Raw genomic sequence first — 22,435 nt, forward strand, 5'->3', positions numbered from 1 at the left:
GGGTTTCCCTGGATAGATGGGTCCAAGCCGACATGTCCGGCAGTTATCTGCGTTTTTTAGGCCTGAAAGAAAATTAAATAGCCCCTCTTGTGCTCTTCACTCGAATTAAACGAAGGTGATGCGCAGCGCGGCTCTCCGGCCGCGGTCGGTCGCTGGACGACGGAGGTGCGCCGATGAACAGTTCGATGCAGGCCGTGGTGATCGGGGCCGGCATGATCGGCGCCGTGCACGCCGCCGCGATCCGCGCCGCCGGCGGCGAACTGGCAGGTGTGGTCGCCTCGACCCCCGAGCGCAGCGCCCGGGTCGCAAAGGCCTGGCAGGCGCCTGCCCGCCACCAGGACTTCGAGTCCGTGCTCGCCGACGACAGCGTCCGCGTCGTGCACGTCTGCACGCCGAACGCCCTGCACGTGGAGCAGGCGGAGGCAGCCCTCGCCGCAGGCAAGCACGTGATCTGCGAGAAGCCGCTCGCCACGTCGGCCGCCGAGGCGGAACGCCTGACACGGCTGGCCGAGGAGGCGGACCTGCTGCTCGCAGTTCCCTTCGTCTATCGCTATCACCCGCTCGTACGGGAGATACGCGACCGCCGGTTGCGCGGAGAGTTCGGGGCCTGGCAGCTGATCCACGGCAGCTATCTGCAGGACTGGATGCTGTCCGAGGACGCCATGTCCTGGCGGGTCGACCCGGCCGACGGAGGTCCCTCGCGGGCGTTCGCGGACATCGGCTCGCACTGGTGCGACCTCGTCGAGTGGGTCGCCGGAGTCCGCTTCACTGAGCTGTCCGCGCGGCTCGGTACAACGGTCCCCACCCGGCCCGCCGGTACCGGCACGAGTTTCACGACCGCCACCAGGGGGCCGCGAGTCGAGGTCCGTACCGAGGACGTCGCGGCCGTGCTCCTGCGTACCGGCGACGGTGTCCTGGGCACGCTGACGGTCTCCCAGGTGTCGGCGGGCCGGAAGAACCGGCTGTGGTTCGAGCTCGACGGCGTGGACGGCAGTGCGGTCTTCGACCAGGAGAACCCCGAGACGGCCTGGCTGGGCGCCGAGGACGGAGCACGCGTGATCGTCCGCGACCCGAACCACGGCTCGCCCGAACAGCGACGGCTGTCCCGGCTGCCCGCCGGGCACCCGCAGGGCTACGCGGACTGCTTCACCTCCTTCGTCGCCGACGCCTACGCCGCGATCAGGGGCGAGAAACCCGAGGGACTGCCGACCGGCGTGGACGGCGTCCGCTCGGCCCGGATCGTCGAGGCCGTACTGAAGTCGTCGGCGTCGCTCACCTGGACTGACGTCGACGACACCCCCGTAACCCTGGAGGCCCCCGCATGAAACTCGGCATGCTCACCGCCTGCCTGCCCCGTCTGTCCCTGGCCGAGATCGCCGCGTGGGCGAGCGAGGCGGGATACGAGGCCCTGGAGGTCGCGGCCTGGCCGCGCACCGGAGGCCGGGACTTCGAGGCGGCCCACCTCCCAGTGACCGGCTTCGGCGCACGCGAGGCCGACGAGACACGGGCGCTGCTGGAGCGCCACGGCCTTGGCATCTCCGCGCTCGCCTACTACGAGAACAACCTGCATCCCGATCCCGAGCGGCGCGCCGCGATCCACCAGCATCTCAAGGCGGTCGTGGACGCCGCGGCGGCCCTGGAGGTCCCGTACGTGGGCACGTTCATCGGCCGGGACTGGACCCGGCCGGTGGCGGCCAACCTCGACGAGGCCGAGAAGGTCTTCCCCGAACTCGTCGAGTACGCGGGGCAGAACGGCGTACGGATCATCATCGAGAACTGTGTGATGGAGGGCTGGCACCCGGACGGCTACCCGGGCAACCTCGCCTACTCGCCCGAGCTGTGGGAGTGGATGTTCGGCCTCGACCTCCACCTCAACTGGGACCCGTCCCATCTGACGTGGATCGGCGTCGACCCGGTGAAGACCATCGCGCCGTACGCCGACCGCATCGTGCACGCCCAGGCCAAGGACCTCGAGATCCTGCCCGGCGCCGTCGACCGCTACGGCGTGTTCGGCAAGGCCGTCCAGCGCGACGACCCCTGGGACACCGGCTGGTGGCGCTACCGCGTCCCGGGCCGCGGCCAGGTCGACTGGAACGCCGTCGTGGACGCCCTGTACGAGAACGGCTTCACCGGCACCCTCTCCGTCGAGCACGAGGACCCGCTCTGGTCCGGCACCGAGGAAAAGATCAAGACCGGCCTGGAGATCGCCCACCGGACGCTGCGCCCGCTCATCGTCGCCTGACCCTTCGTCAACCCACCACAACCACAGGAGATACATGGACCGGCAACGAACACGGCACCGCATCGGGATCCTGGGCGCCGGCAACATCTTCGGCCGCTACGTCGAGGGCCTGCGCACCTTCCCGGAGCTCGAAGTGGTCCGTGTGGCCGACGTCGACACGGCCCGCGCCCGACAGGCCGCGGCCGAGTACGGCATACCGGCATGGAGCGACGCCGACGAACTCCTCGACGACGACACGGTCGAGATCGTCGTCAACATCACCCCGCCGCGGTTCCACGCGAAGACCGTCATCGCGGCGCTGGAGGCAGGCAGGAACGTCTACGTCGAGAAGCCGCTCGCGGCCACGGTGGAGGAGGCCCGCGAGGTCCTCGACGCCGCCGCGAGCAGCACGGCGCTGCTGGGGTCCGCCCCAGACACCTTCCTGGGCAGCGCCGTGCAGACCGCCCGGCACGCGCTCGACTCCGGCCGGATCGGCGAGGTCGTCGGCGCCACCGCCTTCGTGCGCTCCAGCCGTGCCGAGACCTGGCACCCCGACCCGCGCGCCTTCTACGGCCCCGGCGGCGGCCCGGTCCTGGACATGGGCCCCTACTACGTCGCCGCGCTCGTCAACTGCCTCGGCCCGGTCGTCCAGGTGTCCGCCGCCACCCGCATCGGCGCGACGACCCGCACGGTCACCAGCCCCGAGCGCGTGGTCGACGAGGTCACCGTCGAGGTCCCCACCCACGCCTCCGCCACTCTGACCTTCGCCTCCGGCGCCATCGCCACCACCGTGATGAGCTTCGACGTCTGGGACACCGAGCTCCCGCGCATCGAGATCTACGGCACCGAGGGCACCCTCGCCCTGCCGAACCCCAACTTCTTCGACGGCGACGTACGCCTCAAACGGCACGGCGACGACCAGTGGCGGGTGCTCACCCCGGTCACCGAGCTCTTCGGCGCCGTGGGCACCCCCGAGCAGCACCGCCGCGGACTGGGCGTACGGGACCTCGCCGGCGCACTCGACGGCGGGCCGCACCGCGCGAATCCCGAGTTCGCCTTCCACGCGCTCGAGGTGCTGGCGAGCTTCGAGATCTCCCAGCGAGAGAAACGTTTCGTCGACCTGGAGAGCGCCTGCGAGCGCCCCGCGCCCCGCCCCGTCGTCTCCGCCGCACACTGAGAGGACCACAGACCATGAAGATCAGGCAGGACCGCCTCGCCATCAACCCCCTGCAGTGGGTCGCGAGTGCCGACGGCTGGATCGACCCCACGCTCGCCCCGCCGCTCGGCCGGCAGCTCTCGGTCATCCGCGACGCCGGCATCACCGCCCTCCACAGCGCCGTCCCCGGGGACATGACCCCCAAGGAATACGCCGCCCGGCTCGCCGAGTACGGCATCAGCCCGGCACCCGGCTACATCCCCGTCCGCCTCACCGACGACGCGACCGAGCGACAGACCTTCCGCGACACCGCGGCCCGCGTCGCCGCACAGCACGCGGCACTCGGCGTACCCACCGTCTTCCTCGCCATGGGGATGGCCAAGGACGCCGAGCGCGTGGCCCGGCCCGCCGTCGGCCACCTGGCCGAGCAGGGACGGCTGGAACGCGTGCGGGACCTGCTGGCCGAGATCGCCGGGATCATCCGCGCCGAAGGCATCACCCCGGCCTTCCACCCGCACGTGGGCACCTGGGCCGAGACCGAACTGGAGACCCGCTTCGTCCTCGACACCGTCGACGCCTCCGTCCTCGGGTTCGGACCCGACATGGGCCACCTGGCCTGGGCGGGCGCTGATCCGGCACAGCTCGTACGGGACTACGCGGACCGGGTGGCGAGCGTGCACATCAAGGACCTGGACCTGGGCCTCGCCGCGCAGGCCCGGGACGCCGGCTGGGACTACCGCAAGACGGTCCTGGCGGGTCTGTGGTCGGAGCCGGGGCACGGAAACGCCGACATCGAGGGCTTCGTCGGCGCGCTGCCCGACGACTTCGACGGGTGGCTGATCGTCGAGGTCGACCGGGGCGCCCAGCCGACGCCGGACGAGAGCGTGCGGCTCTGCGGGGAGTGGGCGGCGCGGCAGGCGTAGCCATGACCGGCTTACGCGACACGCAGGCAGTACCGGCAGTGCACGGCCGGCAGCGGGGCGACCCGGGGGACACACAGGAGCCGAAGGACTGAGACAAGTGGAGAGAACATGCGCAAGACAGTGGCATTCGTCGGCGCCGGAATCCTGACAGCGACGGTCGCGGCCTGTGGCGGCGGCACCCAGGCCGCCGGCGGCGACAAGACCCTGACCCTCGCCGAGTCGGTCACGGCCACGCCGTGGGATCTGGCCAAGGCGAGCATGGGGCCCGAGGCCCAGTACTACCAGCCGGTGTACGACACCCTGATCCGGCTGAACACCAAGGGGGAACCCACCCCCAACCTGGCCACGTCCTGGTCGTACGACAAGCCGCAGACCACACTGACGCTGAAGCTGCGTCAGGGAGTCAAGTTCACCGACGGCACCCCCCTCGACGCCGACGCGGTCAAGCAGAGTCTGCTGCACACCAAGAGCGGCACGGCCAGCGCCGCCGGTGAGATCCAGGACATCTCCGGAGTCGATGTTGTCGACGCGCAGACCGTCGCCATCAGGCTGAGCCACCCCACCGCGGCCCTGCTGCCCGCGCTCGGTCAGGTCTCCGGCATGATCGTCAGCCCGAAGGCGCTGGAGAACCCCAGGACCCCCGTCGGCTCGGGCCCGTACAAACTGGACACGGCCGCCACCACCGCCGGGCAGACGTACACCTACGTCCGCAACGCCGACTACTGGAACGCCAAGGCCTTCCCCTACGACAAGGTCGTCATCAAGTTCCTCGCCGACCCGACGGCACGCACCAACGCCCTGCTGTCCGGCCAGCTCGACGGAGCCACCCTCAACCTCAACCGTGTCAAGACCGTCAAGGGCCGGGGCCTGAACGTCGTCACCTACCAGCCCGGCGACATCGAGGGCCTCTACATCTGGGACCGGGCCGGCAAGAAGGTGCCCGCCCTCGGCGAGCTGAAGGTCCGGCAGGCGCTGAACCACGCCTTCGACAAGGACGCCATCATCAAGTCGGCCAAGACAGGCCTCGGTACGCCCACCACCCAGCTGTTCGCCAAGACCGAGGACGGCTACAAGGCCGAGCTGGACGACACGTACCCGTACGACCCGGCGAAGGCGAAGAAGCTGTTGGCGGAGGCCGGATACCCGAACGGCTTCTCCGTGACCCTCCCGGATCTCTCCGCGAACTTCCCGCAGGAGCAGGCCGCGCTCAATCAGTCCCTCAAGGACATCGGCATCAAGGTCAAGCTGGACACCCTGCCCACCGACCAGATCTTCAGTGCCATGCTCTCGGGCAAGTACGCGATGTCGTACTTCAAGCTGGGCGCGCCCACCGCCTGGGACAAGGTCCAGCTGGAGCTGACGAAGAAGTCGACCTGGAACCCCTTCAAGTACGACGACCCGAAGGCCGACGACCTCATCACCCGCATCGGGAACGCCACCGGGGCCAAGCGTGAAGCGCTCTTCGAGGAGCTGAACACCTACGTCGTCGACCAGGTCTGGAACGCCCCCTGGAGCGTCATCGCCAACGCGTACGCGACCGCGAAGGACGTCAAGGTGACGCCGCAGCCCGGCACCCAGTACCCGCCGATCTACAACTACGCGCCGGCGAACCAGCCGTAGGTCCGTTCCCGCACGTGGAAGGAGGAACCGACCGTGCTCGTCTTCCTGTTCCGGCGCATCGCCGCCGGCGTCGTCCTGGTGGTCGTCGTGGCCACCGCGACATTCCTGCTGCTCAGCCTCACAGGCACCGATGTCGCCCGCAACGTCCTGGGCGAGACGGCCTCGCGGTCCGCGGTGGCCGCCAAGAGCCACGAACTCGGCCTGGACCAGCCCCTGGTGGAGCGCTACTGGCAGTGGGCCGAACAGGCAGCGCAGGGAAACCTGGGCAGCTCCTGGTTCACCGGCGACTCGGTGAACCAGTCCCTGACCGACACCCTGCCGGTCACCCTCTCCGTGGTGCTGGCCGGAATGCTGGTCGCGGCGGTTCTCAGCGTGGTGCTGGGCACCGCGGCCGCCCTGCGCGGCGGCTGGGTGGATCGTCTCGTGCAGGTCGCCGCGGTGCTCGGCACCGCGGTGCCCAGCTTCCTGATCGCCCTGGTCCTCGCCGTCACACTGGCGGTCCAGCTGGGCTGGATGCCGGCCACCGGCTACGTCGACCTCGCGGCCTCGCCCGGCGGCTGGCTGCGTTCCATCACCCTGCCCGCCCTGTCCCTGGCCGTCGGCGCGACCGCGGCCACCGCGATGCAGGTACGCGGTGCCCTGATCGACGTCCTGCGCGCCGACTTCGTCCGTACCCTGCGCAGCCGCGGCCTCGGCACCCGCAGCGTCGTGTTCCGGCACGCGCTGCGCAACGCGGCGCCGCCCGCCCTGACCGTGCTGGCCCTCCAGTTCATCGGCCTGATCGGCGGCGCCGTCGTCGTGGAGAAGGTGTTCGGCCTGCCCGGCATCGGTACCCTCGCCAACTCGGCCGCCGTCCGTGGTGACGCCCCCGTGCTGCTCGGCACGGTCGTGGTCACCGTCGTCATCGTCGTCGCCGTCAACCTCCTGCTGGACATCGCGTACGGCTGGCTCAACCCCAAGGTGCGTGTCTCATGACCGAGGCTCCCGCGGCGGCCGAACGGGACCGCCTCCTGCGCCGCACGCTGCGCGACCCGCTGGCCGTCGTGTGCCTGGCCGTCCTGGCCCTGGTGATCCTGGCGAGCCTCGCGGCACCCCTGCTCACCAGTCAGGCCCCCGACCGCAGTGTCATCGCCGACACCCTCGCGCCCCTGTCGGGCAGCCACCCGCTCGGCGGTGACGGCGTCGGCCGGGATGTCCTCTCCCGGCTGCTGTACGGCGGCCGCACCAGTCTGGTGGGCGGCACACTCGCCGTCCTCGTCGCCTTCGCGGTCGGCGGACCGCTCGGCCTGGTCAGCGGGTTCTACCGCGGCTGGTTCGACGCGGTGGCCGGCTGGATCTCCAACATCATCATGGCCGTGCCCGCCATCATCGTGATGCTGGTGGTCATGGTGGTCGTCTCGCAGGACCTCAACGTCGCCATGATCGTCCTCGGCGTGATCATGGCCCCGATGGTCTTCCGCCTCATCCGCGCATCGGTGCTCGCCGTGCGCGAGGAGCTGTACGTCGACGCCGCGCGTGTCTCCGGACTCGGCGACGCGCGCATCATGCGGCGGCACGTCCTGCCCGTGGTGATCGCGCCCTCCGTCATTCAGGCCACGCAGGTGTTCGCCGTGGCGATCGGCATCCAGGCGGGCCTCGCCTTCCTCGGCCTCGGCAAGGCGTCCCAGGCCAGCTGGGGTGCGATGCTCAACGACGCCTTCACGAACGTCTACACCTCGCCCTCGCTGCTGGTCTGGCCCGGCGTGGCCATGGGCCTGACCATCCTCGCGTCCAGCATGCTGGGCAACGCGGTGCGGGACGCGCTGGGCACCACCGAGCGCCGGGTGACCAAACGCCCCGTGCCCGTCACGCGGACCGTGCCCCGACCGGCGGCCGCTCCCACCGCGGACCGTCTGCTGACGGTGGAGGGCCTGCGCGTCGCCTACGGCGAGAAGACGGTCGTGGACGGAGTGAGCATCACCGTGGAACGCGGTGAAGTGCTCGGCCTGGTGGGCGAGTCCGGCTCCGGCAAGAGCCAGACCGCGTTCTCCGTCCTCGGACTGCTGCCGTACGAGGCCGAAGTGACGGCCGATCAACTCGTCTTCGACGGACAGGCGTTGCTGAGCCTGGACCTCAACCAACTCAACGCCCTGCGCGGGTGCGGCATCGGCTACATCCCGCAGGAACCCATGTCCAACCTGGACCCCTGCTTCCGCATCGGCTTCCAGCTCGTGGAGCCCATGCGGCGGCACCTGGGGCTGTCCCGGACCGCAGCCCGCACCAAGGCACTGGAACTCCTCGCCCGGGTCAACATCCCGGACCCGGAACGGGTGTTCAGGTCGTACCCGCACCAGATCTCCGGCGGCATGGCCCAGCGCGTCCTGATCGCCGGCGCTGTCTCCTGCGACCCGAAGCTGCTGATCGCCGATGAGCCGACCACCGCGCTCGATGTCACGGTCCAGGCCGAGGTGCTCGACCTGATGCGCTCGCTCCAGCAGGAGCGCGAGATGGGGATGATCCTCGTCACCCACGACTTCGGCGTCGTGGCCGACATCTGCGACCGGGTCGCGGTGATGCAGAAGGGCCGCATCGTGGAGACCGCGCCGGCCCGGCAGATCTTCGCGGCGCCAGGCCACGACTACACGCGGATGCTGCTCGACTCGACCCTCGAAGGCGGACCCGCGCGCGGTCAACTGCACCGCCCCGACCAGCCCCTCAAGGAAGTGACGCCATGACCTCGCCGCTCCTCGAACTCGACGACGTCGTCGTGGAGTATCCCGCCAAGGGCCGCGGCAAGGAGCCCTTCCGCGTCCTGCACGGCGTCTCCCTGAGTGTCGCGCCTGGCGAGACACTCGGCCTGGTCGGCGAGTCCGGTTCCGGCAAGACCACCCTGGGCCGTGCGGTCCTCGGCCTCGCCCCCGTCACCGGCGGTGAGATCCGCTACGACGGACGCCCCGTCTCACGGCTCGGCAAACGGGAACGGCGGACACTCAGCAAGGACATCCAGGTCGTCTTCCAGGACCCCTACACCTCGCTGAACCCGGCGATGACGGTCATGGACATCCTCACCGAGCCCCTGCTCGTGACCGGCGTCGCGCGCGCCGACGCGGAACGCCGGGTGCAGAAGCTGCTGGACCACGTGTACCTCCCGCAGGACGCGGCCCGCCGACTGCCCCGTGAGTTCTCCGGAGGCCAGCGTCAGCGCATCGCCATCGCCCGCGCCCTGTGCCGCGATCCCAGGCTGATCGTCTGCGACGAACCGGTCAGTGCCCTCGACCTGACGACCCAGGCCCGGGTGCTGGACCTGTTCATCGAGATCCAGGAGGCGACGGGCGTGGCGTACCTCTTCGTCACCCACGACCTGTCCGTCGTGCGGCACATCAGCCACCGGGTGGCCGTGCTGTACCGGGGTGCCATCGTGGAGACGGGCGATGCCGCCCAGGTCACCGAGCGCCCTGAACACGACTACACCAAGCGGCTGTTGCTGGCCGCCCCGGTCCCGGACCCGGAGCGGCAGGCTGGGCGCCGGGCCGAGCGCCTGAAGCTGGCCGCCTCGTGACCGGGGTCATGGACACCATCACCCGCTACCTCGCCCTGTGCGATGTCCCCGCGAGCGCGGAGGGCGAGCTGGGGGAGCTGGGGGAGCTGTTCACCGAGGACGCCGTCTGGGAGGGCGGCGGCAGCGAGTACGCCGAGCGGTTCGGACGCACCGAGGGCCGGGAGGCGATCGTCGCGATGCTGTCGGCGTATCTGCCGCCTAACCCCCACTTCCGTACGAATGTGCACCTGCTCCTTCCCGGAACCGTGGACACCAAGAGCCGGATTGCGCAAGGGAGTTGGCCGATGCAGCAGTTCTCGCGCTACGAGTCGGGCGACACGGAGGTCATGGTCGCCCGGCTCGACGTGACCTTCCGGCTGGACCCGGACCGCGCCCGTATCTCCGCCTTCCGTACCGAACGACTGTTCAGCGCACCGCTGATGGGGGAGCGATGAACCACCGCACGATGCTGTTGACCTGCTACGCCGACACCCACCGCTACGGCTGGCACCACGTGGACCTGTTCGTGCACGACCGCACGGGCCGCGAGATCAACTGGGTCCACTGGACGGTCGACGAGGACGGTCCCGACGGTGCCGACGAGGCGACCGCCCGCGTCGAACCCACCCTGCGCCGCATCAGCGACTGGCAGCACGGGATCAGCGCCGACGGGAGCGAGTACTGGACCGCGCAGGCATCCTGGGGCGACTGAGATGTGCCTCGTCTACATCCTGGACGACGACGAGGAGCTGAGCGAGTCCCTCGCCTGGCTCCTGGAGTCGGTCGGCATCCCCTCGGAGCGCTTCCGGGACGCCCGGACCTTTTTGCGCTCGTACGACCGCGGCCGTCCGGCCTGTCTGGTCCTGGACGTCCGTATGCCCGAGCTCAGCGGCTTCGGCGTCCAGGAAGTACTGAACGAGACAGGGTCGTCGCTGCCGGTCGTGTTCGTCTCCGCGCACGGCGACATCCGGATGTCCGTACGCGCGATGCAGAAGGGCGCCGTCGACTTCCTGGAGAAGCCGTACGACCCCCAGCACATGCTCGACGTCGTCCAGCACGCCCAGCGCACGGCTCGCAAGCGTTTCGCACGGGAGGCACAACAAGCGGACCTCCGCGCGAAGTTGGACGCGCTGACCGTACGGGAGAGGGAAGTTCTGGAGCTCTCCGTCGAGGGCGTGCCGAACAAGGTGATCGCCGGGCGGCTGGGAATCAGCGCCAAGACCGTCGACGTGCACCGGGCCCGCATCCGGGAGAAGACCGGGGCCGAGAGTATCGCCACCCTGGTCCGGGACGTCCTCAGGCTGGATGCCGGGTGAGGAGGAGCACGCCCGTGGACGACCTCGCCCCCGCAGACTTCCGCGAACTGGCCCAGGCCCTCAAGTACTGCGTCCTGCTCCACGACGCCCGGACCTTCGAGATCCTCTGGGCCAACCGGGCGGCCTGCCGGCTGCTCGGCTGGACAGTCGACGAACTCAAGCCCCTCAAAGCCCCCGACATGAGCAAGAACGCCCGCCAGTACAGCCGGGAACTCGGACACCGTTGGCTGCGCCAGGCCGTCGAGCACGGCGTCAGCGCCACCGAGTGGTGCTACCGCTCAAAGGACGGAGAGGAGATCCTCACCGAGGCGATCGCGATCCGCGTCGAACTCTCCGCGCGGGCCGTGGTGATGGTCCAGTTCCGGGACATCGCCGAGGAGAAGGCGGTGCAGCGGGACCTGTTCCGCACGGAGAGCAGACTGCGCGCCTTCCTCGGAGGCCTGGCCGAGGGCATCGTCGTCCTCGACGAGGGGCACCGGGTGCTCTTCGCCAGCGAGTCGGCCGGCAGGCTGCTCGGCGGGGGACTTCAGGGAGCGGACTTCACCGCCTACTGCTGCGACGGGGCTGTACCCGAGCGCGAGGGCCGCTACCGTTTCGCCGCTCCCGGACGCGAGCCCCGCTGGTACGCCGCGACCTGTCAGCACATCGAGATCGAGAGCGACCTGCACGGCCGGATGGTCCTCTTCTACGACATCACCGACCGCGTCCGTGCCGAGGAACAGCACCGCCGCGACACCCAGCACCTCGACCATCTCGCCCGCTACAACGCCATGGGCGACATGGCGATGGCGATCGCCCACGAGGTGAGCCAGCCGCTGGCGGCCGCGTACAACTTCGTCGAAGGTGTCCGCGGCCGGCTCGGCCAGGGCTCCGGCGACCCGTCCGTGGCCTGGGGCCTGGACAACGCGGTACGGCAGATCGAGCGGGCCCGGCGCATCCTGGGCAGCCTGCGCGGATACGTCGGCCGCCTCGAGGAGTCCGCCCAGCTCACGGATCTCAACACGATCGTGAGTGACTGCGCGTACTTCATCGACCTACGCGCCCAGGAGCACGCGGTGGACGTCGCCTTCGACCTCACCACCGAACCGCTGCCCGTCCTGTGCGAGAACGTGCTCATCGGCCAGGTCGTCATGAACCTGGCCTTCAACGCGGTCGACGAAATGGCCCGTTGCCCGCGGCCGGAGCGCCGGGTGGAGGTCGTCACCCGGCGCGCAGCGGACGGCGGCGCGGAACTCGCCGTCCGGGACCGGGGGCCAGGGCCGCCCCCCGACGAGAGCATCTTCGACGGCGTCTTCACCTCGAAGGCGAACGGCAGCGGCATCGGCCTCGCCCTCAGCCACCGCATCATCACCCGGCACGGCGGACACCTGCACGTGCACGCCAACGAGCCGCGCGGCGCCGTCTTCCGGTTCACGCTGCCCACGACCCGACCCCCGCAAGACCCGAGACGAACGGAACTCCCATGACCACCCGGTACCAGCACGCGGTCCTTGTCGATGGCACCGGAGCGCCCCCGCTGGCCGACGCCGTCCTCGTCGTGGACGACGACGGACTCATCGTCCACGCGGGCCCGGCGGCCACCGCACCGCCCCCGACACCGGGCGCGACAACGGTCGATCTGGGCGGGCGCACGGTGCTGCCCGGCTTCTTCGACAGTCACGCGCACCTGTGCATGACCCCGGAACGCGGCCTGGTCGCGGGACTCGCCGCCGACCCGACGGTGGACACCTTCGAGATCGCCGAACGGCTGCGCGCCACCCTGCACGCGGGTGTGACGACCGTACGCGACCTGGGGGGCATCCCTTCCGGGTACCGGACCGCCCTGGAACGCGGCCTGATCGACGGACCGCGCCTTCAGGTCGCGGTGAAGGTGATCAGCCACACCGGCGGACACGCCGACTGCTCGCTGCCGGGCGGAGTCGACGCGGCCCCGCACCTGGGCATGATCGCCGACACGGCCGACGAAGCCCGGCTCGCGGCCCGGTGCGTGCTGCGCGCCGGAGCCGACGTCGTCAAGGTGTGCGCCACCGGAGGCATGGGCAGCCCGCACGACGACCCCGACGACGAAGGCCTGACGTACGAGGAGCTGCGAGCCGTCGTCGACGAGGCGGCACGACACCGTGGCAAGCCCGTCGCGGTGCACGCCCAGGGCGGCGCGGGCATCCGCAACGCCCTGCGGGCCGGCGTCACCAGCATCGAGCACGGTTACGGCATGACCGACGAGCTGTGCAAACTGGCCCTGGAACAGGGCACGTTCCTCGTCCCCACCCTGTCCACGGTGTTCGCTCCACTCGACCCGTCGGCGATGCCCGAGTACCACTACCGCAAGAAGACCCGGTGGTCCGGGATCAGCAAGGAGAACATCGCGCACGCGATCGAGCGAGGCGTGCCCATCGCTCTGGGGACGGATGCGGGCGTCGTCCCGCACGCCCGTAATCTGCTCGAGTTGTCGTATCTGGTGGAACTGGGCATGGACCCGCTGGCCGCGATCACGGCCGGCACGCTGAATGCCGCACGCCTGCTGCGACTTGATGACCGGCTGGGCTCTCTGGAATCCGGGAAAACGGCCGACTTCGTGGTTGTCGAGGGGGATCCGTTGCAGGACATCGCCCTGCTCGGCCGACCGGAGAACATTCTCCTCGTCGCACAGTCGGGAGTTGTGCGGAAGAACCTTCTGTGACGGCTTGACATAGGGGAAAACTCTTATGGCATGGGGTCAAGTTCCAATTGTGGCAGCTTGGTTGTCGCCCATAGCGTGATGGCATGGAGCGGATGAGAACCGTCCGGCAGCGCGAGGGGACAGCCTCATGACTCAGTTCGAACGAATGCTGGCAGTGGTCGCGGAGCGACGGGCTGAATTCGAGGAGAAGAGGCACGTCCCGACGGACGTGATCGGCGAGTTCAAGAATGCCGGAATCTACCGGGCGGGTGTTCCACGCCGTTTCGGTGGAGACGCCCTGCCACCCGCCGCATTCCTGCGCCTCGTCGAGCGGATATCGGCGGTCGACGGTTCGGCCGGCTGGGTCGCGAGCTTCGGTTCGTCCGCGATCTACCTGGCCGCGCTTCCCCTGGAGACACAGGCCGAGTTGTACGCGGACGGGCCCGACGTCGCCTTCGCCGGCGGCCTCTTCCCGGTACAGCCGGCGGAACGTGTCGAGGGCGGCTACCGCGTTTCGGGCCGATGGAAGTTCGCGAGCGGCTGTAAGGGTGCGGATGTCCTCGGCGTCGGCATCAAGGCCGGCGAGGACAGGGCCGGCCGGCCCCTGACGGCCGTGCTGCGGCCCGAGCAGGTGGAGGTCGCCGAGAACTGGGATGTCATTGGGATGCGGGGCACCGGCAGCCACGACCTGGTGGTCGACGCGGCTGTGGTCCCCGAGGAGTGGACGTTCGTCCGCGGGGGCACGCCCACCGTGGACGAACCGCTCTACCACTACCCGACCGTCCCCTACGCCGCCCAGGTTCTGGCCGTCGTCGGTCTCGGCGTGGCCCGCGCGGCGCTCGACCACGTCATCGCCCAGGGCGGCCGAGCCGGCTACACAGGCGCCCCGAAGCCCGCAGAGCGCGCCACCTACCGCATCACCGTCGGACAGGCCGAGGCCCGACTCCGGTCCGCGCGTGCCTTTTTCTATGAGACCACCGACGAGGCCTGGGCGACCGTCGAGGTCGGAGACCCCGCCACGGCCGAGCAGGCCAGCCTGCTGCGCCTGGCCTCCGCGCACCTGGCCAAGACCTCCTTCGAAGTCACGCGGGCCGCCTACCAGCTCGGCGGCATCGCGGCCATCGCCACCGGCAGCCCCTTGGAACGCCATCTGCGCGACGCCTCGGTCGCACCGCAGCACGCCTTCCTCCAGGAAGGCATGTACGACGGTGCGGGCGCGGTCCTCATGGGCGTCCCGCCCTTCCCCGGCTACCTCTAGACCCCCAGACACCCAGACACCCAAGGAGGGCCCCCATGGCCGCTTCTTCCGGCACACCCCTGCGCGTGCTCTTCTGTATCGGCGTCAACCAGAACTTCTTCGACCTGCCCATCGGACAGGGCAAGACGGTCTGGGACGGCTTCACGACCATGCTCTCCCAGCTCTACGAGCTGCCCGGTGTCAGCGTCCTCGGCACCGTGGACGACGACCAGCACATGGTCGGTCCTTCCGACTCCTGGCCGTGGACCTGCTACGTCCTCGCCGACGTCGTGGACCAGCAGACCGTCGCCGCGGCCTGCAACCTCTTCCGCACCGTCCAGGTGGGCGAGCACGCCCTCTGGCACTACATGAAGATCGAGGCGCGCCTGGGCCGCCCGCTCCCGGAGCCGGAGGTGGCCCGATGACCCCCGATGTCGCCTCCTTGGTCGAGTCCGACCGCGTCGCGGGGACCCTCTACAGCGACCCGGCGCTCTTCGAACGGGAGATGGACCGCATCTTCCACCGCACCTGGGTGTGGGTGGCACACGAGAGCGAGGTCGCCAAGGCCGGCGATTTCAAGATGGCCTGGGTGGGCCGCCGCCCCGTCATTGTCACCCGTGACCGCCGCGGCGGCGTCAACGTCCTGCTCAACCGCTGCCGTCACCGCGGCGCCAGCGTCTGCGAGACCCCCAAGGGCAACGGCAACGGCTTCACCTGCCCCTACCACGCCTGGTCGTATGCCCTGGACGGCACCCTGCGCGGCATCCCGTACCCCGAGGGCTACGAGGACGTCGTGGAGAAGAAGGACCTGCCTCTGCAGTGGCTCAAGGTCGGCACCTACGCGGGCATGATCTTCGCGAGCTTCGACCAGGACATCGAGCCGCTGGAGGACTTCCTGGGCGGGGCCCGGCTGTGGATCGACCGCTTCATGAAGCAGGGCGCGGGCTATCCGATCAAGGTGCAGGGCGAACACAGGTTCCGCTTCAACGGCAACTGGAAGATCCAGCTGGAGAACACCACCGACTGGTACCACTTCCCGATCGTGCACCGTTCCTGGATGTCGTCGGTCGACGCCGAGACCGCGAGCATGCTGTCGATCATGACCGACGAGACGGCGGTCACCCACGCCCTCGGCAACGGTCACAGCGTCTCGGTCTCCGTCGCGGAACACGCCGACCTCGACGTGGACGACGGTACCGAGAAGCTCCAGGACCGCTTCGCCCACATCGTCGAGGAACTGTCCAAGGACATGCCGCCCGAGAAGGTGCGGCGCATCGTCCGCTCCCTGCACGGCGCCGGGTTCAACCTCAACCTGTTCCCGAACGTGGCCATGTCGATGGCGTTCTTCCGCGTCCTGCGACCGCTCTCGGTCGCGCAGACGGAGGTCCGGCATGTGGCGCTCGGCCTCGACGGCGGCCCGGAGATCGTCAACCGCGAACGGCTGCGGATCCACGAGCACTTCCAGGGCCCGTTCGGATTCGGCAGCCCCGACGACGCCGAGGCCTGGAACCGCGTCCAGCGGGGTGTGGCCGGCGGCGCCGAGATGCCGATCCTCGTCAACCGTGGCCTAAGCCGCGAGAAGCCCGACGACCTCGGGCAGCCCACTTCGCACGCGACCGACGAAACCGGCATGCGGGAGGCGTACGCAATGTGGAAGAGGATGATGACCGATGCCGAGTGAAGCCCTCAGCGAAGCTGTTGTGGAGACCGGACTGCCTCTCGACGACCCCAGGGCTCTGGCCGCCGTCTCCCTGATCTGGCGCGAGGCCCACCTGCTGGATGCCCGGCGCTACGAGGAGTGGGACCAACTGTGGGCCGAGGGCGGCGAGTACGTCGTCCCGATCGACCGCGAGGCCACCGACTTCGCCTCCCGTCTCAACCTGGTCTACGACGACGACCGGATGCGCCGGATGCGCATCGAACGCCTCACCGGAGGACTGTCCATCTCCGCCGCCGCGGCGGCGCGGACGGTCCGCTCGGTCTCCCGTTTCGTCGTCACCCGACGTGATGCCGACACGATCGGGATCTGCTCGGCGCAGATCCTCGTCGGGTACAAGCGTGAGGAGACCTTCGTCCTCGCCGCGGACGTCACCCACCGGCTCGTGTTCGGACCGGACGGCCCGCGCATCCTCCAGAAGATCGTGCGCCTGGCCAACTCGGAGGACTCCGTCACCGCATCGGGGTTCCTGCTGTGAGCCCGAACGAGGACGGCGCACGCCGCGTCGCAGTGGTGACAGGGGCTGCCGGTGGCCTGGGCGCCTGCATCGCCGGGCGGCTGTACGACCGGGGCTACTGCGTAGCACTCACCGATCTGGACGAGGAGGCCGCGGTCAAGGCAGCGGCGGAACTCGACCCCGAGGGGCGCTACGCCGTCGGGCTCTGCCTGGATGTGCGCGACAAGGAGGCCTTCGTCGGGGTCCGGGACCGGCTGACCGAACGCTGGGGCGCCGTGCACGTCCTGGTCAACAACGCCGGACACTCCAAGGTCGAACCACTGATGGAGATCGGCCCGGAGAGTTTCGAGTCCGTCGTGGCCACCAACCTCAACGGCACCTTCTTCGGCTGCCAGGTCTTCGGCGCGTACTTCGCCGAACGCGGCTACGGACGCATCGTCAACATCGCCTCCCTCGCGGGACAGAACGGCGGGACGGCGACCGGCGCGCACTACGCGGCGGCCAAAGGCGGAGTAGCGACCCTGACCAAGGTGTTCGCCCGCGAACTCGGCCCGCACGGGGTGACGGTCAACGCCATCTCCCCGGGACCACAGGACCTTCCGGTGGTCCGCGAGACCGTCGCCCCGGAACGGCTCGCCCAGATCGAGGCGTCGATCCCGGTAGGCCGACTCGGCAGACCCCGCTTCGTCGCCGACATGGCCGTCCTGCTCGCAGCCGAGCACGCGGACGCGGTCACGGGAGCCTGCTGGGACGCCAACGGCGGCCTGTACATGCGCTGACAGCGTCGTCGGCACCATCCCTCATGAGCACTCCTCATGAAGCATCCCTGATGAAGAACGCTGAGGCGGACGGATGTTCACTGTCACCGTCACCGAGACCCTCGACGAGACCGACTCGATCAGAGTTCTGCGGCTCGTCCGCTCCGACGGGGGAGCCCTCCCCGCGTACCCGGCCGGCGCGCACGTCGACGTCACCGGACCCACCGGGGTCACCCGCCCGTACTCCCTGTGCGGGCCCCCCGACGACACCGGCGCGTACACCATCGCGGTCAAGCGCGAAGAGAACTCGCGGGGCGGCTCCCAAGCCCTGCACGACAAGGCCGCGGTGGGCACGGAGCTGACCGTCGGCACACCCCGCCGGCTGTTCGGCCTGGCCCCGGACGCGGCGCGGCACCATCTGGTGGCGGCCGGGATCGGCATCACGCCTCTGCTGGCGATGGCGTACGAACTGCACGCCGCCGGGGCCGAGTTCAGGCTGCACTACGTGGCCCGCGACCGGGCCGAGGCCGCATTCGCCGACCTGCTCGAACGCAGCGCCTTCGCCGACCGCGTCGACTTCCACTTCGGCCTCGGGCGCGAGGCGACGGCCAGGACCCTGGCGGCCGCGCTGGCCACTCCCGACGCGGGAACACACGTCTACACCTGCGGTCCTGAGGGCTTCATGGACCACGTGACCGTGCTCGCGGCCCGCAGCCTGCCCGAGGACCGCGTCCACCGTGAGCTGTTCCAGGCCGGCGACCTGCCGGACGCCGGGACCGCCGTCGCCTTCGAGGTCGAGCTGGACACCGGCGAGGTGTACACGGTGCCGCCGGACAAGACCATCGCCGAGGTGCTGGAGGACAACGGCGTCCCCCTCGACACCTCGTGCCGCGAAGGCATCTGCGGGACCTGTGTCCTGCGGGTCCTCCAAGGCGATCCCGATCACCGTGACCACTGCCTTTCCACCAAGGAGAAGGCGGCCGGGGACCAGATCGCCGCTTGTGTGTCGCGGGCGAGGTCGCCGCGGCTGGTGGTCGAACTGTGGTGAGCGAGAACCGACCGAAGCAGGAGAGGAGCGGCATCGCCGTGACCCCCGACCAGAGCGAGTTCCGGGAAGCCATGGCGCATCTCCCGGCAGCAGTCAACATCCTGACCACGAACGGCCCGAGCGGCCGCTGCGGTATCACCCTCAGCGCCGTCTGCTCGGTCACCGACGACCCGCCGACCCTTCTGGTCTGCGTCAACCGGGCCAGCGCCATGCACGACGTCTTCCAAGCCAACGGACGCGTCTGCGTCAACGTTCTCGGCGGTGACCAGCAGGAGCTGGCACTGCACTTCGCCGGGGCCACCAAGGTGCCCATGGCCGAGCGCTTCACCTGGGACATCTGGGATCGCGGCCACGACGTGCCGGTCCTCAAGGACGCCCTGGTGACCGCGGTCGGTACCGTCAAGCACGCCGTCCCGATGGGCTCCCACAGCGTCCTCTTCGTCGACATCGAGCACATCCGCACCCAATCGGGCGGCCAGAGCCTCGTCTACTTCAACCGGGCCTTCCACCGCCTCGACGCCACACCCCTGGTCCCGGAAGGCGCCCCGTCATGACGCCCGCCCGCACACCCACGCACGCGGCCGCCGTCGAGGAAGCGCTGCGCCGGCTGCGAAAGACCGAGCCCGACCTCCGTGCCTGGGTCCGGGTCGACGCCGACGGCGCCCGCGCGCAGGCAGAGCGTGCACCGGTCGGACCACTGAGCGGTGTGCCGTTCGGCGTCAAGGACATCATCGACGTGGCCGGGCTGCCCACCGAGTGCGGTTCCCCGCTGCGCCGGGGCCGGATCGCCGAGGCCGACGCCTGGCTGGTCGACCGGCTGCGCTCGGCCGGTGCCGTGCCCCTGGGCAAGACTGTGACCACAGAGTTTGCGTACTTCCAGCCCGGCCCCACCCGCAACCCCCACAACCCGGCCCACACCCCGGGTGGCTCCTCCAGCGGCTCGGCCGCCGCGGTGGCGGCCGGCGTGGTGCCGCTGGCGCTGGGCTCGCAGACCGCGGGCTCGCTGACCCGGCCCGCGTCCTTCTGCGGTACCGCCGGGTATGTGGCCCCGGTGGGCGCCTGGCCGACGACGGGCTTCACCGGGCTCAGCCCGACTCTCGACGCACCGGGCCTTCTCGCGGCCGATGTCGCCGGTCTCGCCACCGCGGTCGAGGCCGTCGACGGCGCCCGGGTCGAGGAGTCCCAGGCCATGAGAGTGCTGCTCTGGCCCGGCACCGAACTGGCGGACATCGATCCCGCGATGCTCGACGCACTGGAGCGCACCGGTGCCGCCCTGACCACTGCCGGCACGGAGACAACCGCGCTCGGGGACCGCATGCGCACGCCGGAACTCGCCGAGACCCATGCCACGGTCATGGCCTACGAAGCCGCCCGCGCGCTCGCCGCCGAGGCGCGGCACCCCGAGTCGCTGAGCGCCCACCTCAACGAACTCCTGGACCGTGGACGGAGCACCCCCACCGCCGACTACGAGGCCGCGCTCGCCGTCAGGGACAGCGCCCGCGTCCGGATCCTCGAACTCCTCCACGACGAGGCCGATGCGATCCTCGGCCCGGCCGCTCCCGGCCCCGCCCCCCGCGGTCTTGGCGCCACGGGCACGCCGGTCCTCAGCCGCCCCTGGCAGCTGCTCGGCCTGCCCGTGGTCACCGTCCCCGGTCACCGCGACCCGAACGGCATGCCCCTCGGCCTGCAACTCGTCGGCCACCCCGACCGCGTGGGCCGACTGCTCGGCATCGCCCGGCACATGGAGACCCTCGTCCGGGACATCGGCGGGGGCCACTGATGAAGATCACCGAGATCGAGGCGATCCCGTACGCCATCCCGTACACCAAGCCCTTGAGGTTCGCGAGCGGGGAGGTGCACACCGCCGAGCACGTGCTGGTCCGGGTGCACACCGACGAAGGCGTGACCGGGGTGGCCGACGCGCCGCCCCGCCCCTTCACCTATGGCGAGACGCAGAAATCCGTCACCGCCGTGATCGAGGACCTCTTCACTCCGCAGCTCCTGGGCCTCGACGTGTTCGCCCGTGAGCAGGCCCACGCCCTGCTGCACCGCACAGTCGGCAACCCCGCCGCGAAGTCCGCCCTCGACCTGGCCCTGTGGGACATCGCGGGCCGGTCCTGCGGACGGTCCGTCACCGAACTGCTCGGCGGCCACACCGACCGGATGCGGGTCAGCCACATGCTCGGCTTCGGCACACCCCGGCGGGTGGCCGAGGAAGCAGAACGTGTCCGTGCCACGTACGGCATCACCGTCTTCAAGGTGAAGGTCGGCCGCCGACCGGTCCGCCTCGACCTCGACGTGTGCCGGGCCCTGCGCGAAACCCTGGGTGACGACGTCGAGTTGTACGTCGACGGCAACCGCGGCTGGACCGCCTCCGAGGCCGCCGCGGCACTGCGCGAACTCGACGACCTGGGCCTGACCCTGGCCGAGGAGCTGTGCCCCGCCGACGACGTGCTCGGCCGCCGCCGGCTCGTGCGGCACTGCCGCGTCCCGTTCATCGCGGACGAGTCCGCCACCACACCCGCCGAGGTGACCCGTTCCCTGCTGGACGGCGACGCCACCGCCATCAGCATCAAGACCGCCCGCACCGGCTTCACCGGCTCCCAGCGTGTGCTGTTCCAGTGCGAGGGGCTGGGCGCCGAAGTAGTGATGGGCAATCAGATCGACGGGCAGCTGGGCACCGTGTGCACGGTGGCCTTCGGCGCCGCGCACGCCGCCTCGTCCCGGCACGCCGGCGAACTGTCCAACTTCCTGGACATGAGCGACGACCTGCTCACCGAGCCGCTCGCGCTCACCGGCGGCACGCTCGCCGTCCCTGGCGGGCCCGGTCTGGGCGTCGCGATCGACGAGGACAAGCTAGCCCGATACCGCCAGGACCACTGAAACCCCGCCCTCACGCACCTGAAGGAGCCGCACCCATGTCCGACGCCGCCCTCAAGGCCACAGCCGCCACAGCCGCCGCATCCGGCGCCTCCGCGACCGAACGCTTCCTCACCGACAAGACCCCCCGGACCGAAGCGGGCACCGACGCGGCCCGTGTCGACACCCTCGCCACGGAAGTCCTCACTGCCGTGCACGATGTGATCCGCCGCCATCAGGTGACCTACGACGAGTACAACGCCCTCAAGTCGTGGCTCATCGCGGTCGGACAGGACGGCGAATGGCCGCTGTTCCTGGACGTGTGGGTCGAACACGTCGTCGAGGAGGTCGCGGCCGCCGGCCGCAACGGAAGCAAGGGCACCATTGAAGGCCCGTATTACGCACCGGGAGCTCCCGCACTGCCCGCAACCTCGACCCTGCCCATGCGCGAGAACGAAACCGGCACCCCCCTCCTCTTCCAGGGACAGGTCACCGGCGTGTCGGGCGAGCCGCTCGGCGGCGCCCTGCTGGAGATGTGGCAGGCCGACGACGACGGCCTGTACGCGCAGTTCGCGCCCGGTATCCCGGAGTGGAACCTGCGCGGCAGTGTCGTCGCCGACGCCGAGGGCCGGTTCGCTGTGACCACCGTTCAGCCCGCCCCGTACCAGATACCCACCGACGGCTCCTGCGGCAGGCTCATCGCCGCAGCCGGCTGGCACGCCTGGCGCCCCGCCCACCTGCACCTGAAGGTGTCCGCGCCCGGTCACGAGCCGCTGACCACGCAGCTGTACTTCAAGGGCGGCGACCACATCCAGGACGACGTGGCCTCGGCGGTCAAACCCGAACTCGTCCTCGACCCGCAGCCCGCGCCGGGTGGCGGAAGCGAGGTCGTGTACGACTTCGTCCTCGACCCGGCGTCCTGAGCCGGCGGCCGGAAGGAGGCGAGC

The 22,435-nt window shown here is 70.1% G+C and carries 23 protein-coding genes; all 23 read left to right on the plus strand.

What is annotated here, in order from left to right; all coding sequences use genetic code 11:
• Nucleotides 1-173: 173 nt before the first annotated feature.
• The gene (locus tag ACTWQO_RS21505; protein ID WP_443238950.1) at nt 174-1,325 is read left to right on the plus strand and encodes a Gfo/Idh/MocA family protein; all 1,152 of its coding nucleotides are present in this window, start codon (nt 174-176) and stop codon (nt 1,323-1,325) included.
• On the plus strand, nt 1,322-2,242 hold the full coding sequence (locus tag ACTWQO_RS21510) for a sugar phosphate isomerase/epimerase family protein (protein WP_443238951.1): 921 nt from the start codon (nt 1,322-1,324) through the stop codon (nt 2,240-2,242). Before ACTWQO_RS21505 ends, ACTWQO_RS21510 begins: the two co-directional genes overlap by 4 nt.
• A gap of 34 nt (nt 2,243-2,276) precedes the next feature.
• Nucleotides 2,277-3,398: a Gfo/Idh/MocA family protein gene (locus ACTWQO_RS21515; protein WP_443238952.1), complete on the plus strand. Its 1,122-nt coding sequence runs from the start codon at nt 2,277-2,279 to the stop codon at nt 3,396-3,398.
• A gap of 14 nt (nt 3,399-3,412) precedes the next feature.
• Nucleotides 3,413-4,300 carry a sugar phosphate isomerase/epimerase family protein gene (locus ACTWQO_RS21520; RefSeq protein ID WP_443238953.1) on the plus strand — a complete coding sequence of 296 codons (888 nt, stop codon included), beginning with the start codon at nt 3,413-3,415 and terminating at the stop codon, nt 4,298-4,300.
• A gap of 108 nt (nt 4,301-4,408) precedes the next feature.
• A complete protein-coding gene (locus ACTWQO_RS21525; RefSeq protein ID WP_443238954.1) occupies nt 4,409-5,920 on the plus strand; it encodes an ABC transporter substrate-binding protein in 1,512 nt (503 codons plus the stop codon).
• A 33-nt stretch (nt 5,921-5,953) separates the two neighbouring features.
• Nucleotides 5,954-6,895, plus strand: coding sequence for an ABC transporter permease (locus tag ACTWQO_RS21530; RefSeq protein ID WP_443238955.1), 942 nt, complete (start codon nt 5,954-5,956; stop codon nt 6,893-6,895).
• Entirely contained in the window at nt 6,892-8,634 is a 1,743-nt protein-coding gene (locus ACTWQO_RS21535) for an ATP-binding cassette domain-containing protein (protein WP_443238956.1), read from the plus strand. The genes ACTWQO_RS21530 and ACTWQO_RS21535 overlap by 4 nt, the downstream gene beginning before the upstream one ends.
• Complete coding sequence (locus tag ACTWQO_RS21540; RefSeq protein ID WP_443238957.1) at nt 8,631-9,458, plus strand: ATP-binding cassette domain-containing protein; 828 nt, start codon at nt 8,631-8,633, stop codon at nt 9,456-9,458. The genes ACTWQO_RS21535 and ACTWQO_RS21540 overlap by 4 nt, the downstream gene beginning before the upstream one ends.
• A gap of 8 nt (nt 9,459-9,466) precedes the next feature.
• Nucleotides 9,467-9,892 carry a nuclear transport factor 2 family protein gene (locus ACTWQO_RS21545; RefSeq protein ID WP_443238958.1) on the plus strand — a complete coding sequence of 142 codons (426 nt, stop codon included), beginning with the start codon at nt 9,467-9,469 and terminating at the stop codon, nt 9,890-9,892.
• A complete protein-coding gene (locus tag ACTWQO_RS21550; RefSeq protein ID WP_443238959.1) occupies nt 9,889-10,149 on the plus strand; it encodes a hypothetical protein in 261 nt (86 codons plus the stop codon). Before ACTWQO_RS21545 ends, ACTWQO_RS21550 begins: the two co-directional genes overlap by 4 nt.
• Before the next feature lies 1 nt (nt 10,150).
• Complete coding sequence (locus ACTWQO_RS21555; protein WP_443238960.1) at nt 10,151-10,753, plus strand: response regulator transcription factor; 603 nt, start codon at nt 10,151-10,153, stop codon at nt 10,751-10,753.
• A gap of 14 nt (nt 10,754-10,767) precedes the next feature.
• Nucleotides 10,768-12,219, plus strand: a complete 1,452-nt coding sequence (locus ACTWQO_RS21560) for a PAS domain-containing sensor histidine kinase (RefSeq protein ID WP_443238961.1) — start codon at nt 10,768-10,770, stop codon at nt 12,217-12,219.
• On the plus strand, nt 12,216-13,433 hold the full coding sequence (locus ACTWQO_RS21565; protein WP_443238962.1) for a metal-dependent hydrolase family protein: 1,218 nt from the start codon (nt 12,216-12,218) through the stop codon (nt 13,431-13,433). Before ACTWQO_RS21560 ends, ACTWQO_RS21565 begins: the two co-directional genes overlap by 4 nt.
• 127 nt (nt 13,434-13,560) lie before the next feature.
• Nucleotides 13,561-14,670, plus strand: a complete 1,110-nt coding sequence (locus ACTWQO_RS21570) for an acyl-CoA dehydrogenase family protein (RefSeq protein ID WP_443238963.1) — start codon at nt 13,561-13,563, stop codon at nt 14,668-14,670.
• A 35-nt stretch (nt 14,671-14,705) separates the two neighbouring features.
• On the plus strand, nt 14,706-15,074 hold the full coding sequence (locus ACTWQO_RS21575) for a hypothetical protein (protein ID WP_443238964.1): 369 nt from the start codon (nt 14,706-14,708) through the stop codon (nt 15,072-15,074).
• A complete protein-coding gene (locus ACTWQO_RS21580) occupies nt 15,071-16,330 on the plus strand; it encodes an aromatic ring-hydroxylating oxygenase subunit alpha (RefSeq protein WP_443238965.1) in 1,260 nt (419 codons plus the stop codon). The genes ACTWQO_RS21575 and ACTWQO_RS21580 overlap by 4 nt, the downstream gene beginning before the upstream one ends.
• Nucleotides 16,320-16,844 (plus strand): aromatic-ring-hydroxylating dioxygenase subunit beta, encoded by a 525-nt coding sequence (locus tag ACTWQO_RS21585; protein ID WP_443238966.1) that lies wholly within the window; start codon nt 16,320-16,322, stop codon nt 16,842-16,844. Before ACTWQO_RS21580 ends, ACTWQO_RS21585 begins: the two co-directional genes overlap by 11 nt.
• Nucleotides 16,841-17,602, plus strand: a complete 762-nt coding sequence (locus tag ACTWQO_RS21590) for an SDR family NAD(P)-dependent oxidoreductase (RefSeq protein ID WP_443238967.1) — start codon at nt 16,841-16,843, stop codon at nt 17,600-17,602. Before ACTWQO_RS21585 ends, ACTWQO_RS21590 begins: the two co-directional genes overlap by 4 nt.
• A gap of 73 nt (nt 17,603-17,675) precedes the next feature.
• Nucleotides 17,676-18,629: a PDR/VanB family oxidoreductase gene (locus ACTWQO_RS21595; protein ID WP_443238968.1), complete on the plus strand. Its 954-nt coding sequence runs from the start codon at nt 17,676-17,678 to the stop codon at nt 18,627-18,629.
• A complete protein-coding gene (locus tag ACTWQO_RS21600) occupies nt 18,626-19,183 on the plus strand; it encodes a flavin reductase (protein WP_338145850.1) in 558 nt (185 codons plus the stop codon). The genes ACTWQO_RS21595 and ACTWQO_RS21600 overlap by 4 nt, the downstream gene beginning before the upstream one ends.
• Nucleotides 19,180-20,409 (plus strand): amidase, encoded by a 1,230-nt coding sequence (locus ACTWQO_RS21605; protein WP_443238969.1) that lies wholly within the window; start codon nt 19,180-19,182, stop codon nt 20,407-20,409. The genes ACTWQO_RS21600 and ACTWQO_RS21605 overlap by 4 nt, the downstream gene beginning before the upstream one ends.
• Entirely contained in the window at nt 20,409-21,512 is a 1,104-nt protein-coding gene (locus ACTWQO_RS21610) for a mandelate racemase/muconate lactonizing enzyme family protein (protein ID WP_443238970.1), read from the plus strand. The genes ACTWQO_RS21605 and ACTWQO_RS21610 overlap by 1 nt, the downstream gene beginning before the upstream one ends.
• 35 nt (nt 21,513-21,547) lie before the next feature.
• A complete protein-coding gene (gene catA, locus ACTWQO_RS21615) occupies nt 21,548-22,411 on the plus strand; it encodes a catechol 1,2-dioxygenase (protein WP_443238971.1) in 864 nt (287 codons plus the stop codon).
• The last annotated feature ends 24 nt before the right edge of the window (nt 22,412-22,435 follow it).

Source organism: Streptomyces sp. 4N124 (assembly GCF_052245395.1).
Taxonomy (GTDB): Bacteria; Actinomycetota; Actinomycetes; order Streptomycetales; family Streptomycetaceae; genus Streptomyces.

Excerpts from the sequence above, each read along its gene's own strand:
- ACTWQO_RS21505 (WP_443238950.1), top strand. The coding sequence starts at position 174 with ATGAACAGTTCGATGCAGGCCGTGGTGATCGGGGCCGGCATGATCGGC.
- ACTWQO_RS21510 (WP_443238951.1), top strand. The coding sequence starts at position 1,322 with ATGAAACTCGGCATGCTCACCGCCTGCCTGCCCCGTCTGTCCCTGGCC.
- ACTWQO_RS21515 (WP_443238952.1), top strand. The coding sequence starts at position 2,277 with ATGGACCGGCAACGAACACGGCACCGCATCGGGATCCTGGGCGCCGGC.
- ACTWQO_RS21520 (WP_443238953.1), top strand. The coding sequence starts at position 3,413 with ATGAAGATCAGGCAGGACCGCCTCGCCATCAACCCCCTGCAGTGGGTC.
- ACTWQO_RS21525 (WP_443238954.1), top strand. The coding sequence starts at position 4,409 with ATGCGCAAGACAGTGGCATTCGTCGGCGCCGGAATCCTGACAGCGACG.
- ACTWQO_RS21535 (WP_443238956.1), top strand. The coding sequence starts at position 6,892 with ATGACCGAGGCTCCCGCGGCGGCCGAACGGGACCGCCTCCTGCGCCGC.
- ACTWQO_RS21540 (WP_443238957.1), top strand. The coding sequence starts at position 8,631 with ATGACCTCGCCGCTCCTCGAACTCGACGACGTCGTCGTGGAGTATCCC.
- ACTWQO_RS21545 (WP_443238958.1), top strand. The coding sequence starts at position 9,467 with ATGGACACCATCACCCGCTACCTCGCCCTGTGCGATGTCCCCGCGAGC.
- ACTWQO_RS21550 (WP_443238959.1), top strand. The coding sequence starts at position 9,889 with ATGAACCACCGCACGATGCTGTTGACCTGCTACGCCGACACCCACCGC.
- ACTWQO_RS21555 (WP_443238960.1), top strand. The coding sequence starts at position 10,151 with ATGTGCCTCGTCTACATCCTGGACGACGACGAGGAGCTGAGCGAGTCC.
- ACTWQO_RS21565 (WP_443238962.1), top strand. The coding sequence starts at position 12,216 with ATGACCACCCGGTACCAGCACGCGGTCCTTGTCGATGGCACCGGAGCG.
- ACTWQO_RS21570 (WP_443238963.1), top strand. The coding sequence starts at position 13,561 with ATGACTCAGTTCGAACGAATGCTGGCAGTGGTCGCGGAGCGACGGGCT.
- ACTWQO_RS21575 (WP_443238964.1), top strand. The coding sequence starts at position 14,706 with ATGGCCGCTTCTTCCGGCACACCCCTGCGCGTGCTCTTCTGTATCGGC.
- ACTWQO_RS21580 (WP_443238965.1), top strand. The coding sequence starts at position 15,071 with ATGACCCCCGATGTCGCCTCCTTGGTCGAGTCCGACCGCGTCGCGGGG.
- ACTWQO_RS21585 (WP_443238966.1), top strand. The coding sequence starts at position 16,320 with ATGCCGAGTGAAGCCCTCAGCGAAGCTGTTGTGGAGACCGGACTGCCT.
- ACTWQO_RS21595 (WP_443238968.1), top strand. The coding sequence starts at position 17,676 with ATGTTCACTGTCACCGTCACCGAGACCCTCGACGAGACCGACTCGATC.
- ACTWQO_RS21605 (WP_443238969.1), top strand. The coding sequence starts at position 19,180 with ATGACGCCCGCCCGCACACCCACGCACGCGGCCGCCGTCGAGGAAGCG.
- ACTWQO_RS21610 (WP_443238970.1), top strand. The coding sequence starts at position 20,409 with ATGAAGATCACCGAGATCGAGGCGATCCCGTACGCCATCCCGTACACC.
- catA (WP_443238971.1), top strand. The coding sequence starts at position 21,548 with ATGTCCGACGCCGCCCTCAAGGCCACAGCCGCCACAGCCGCCGCATCC.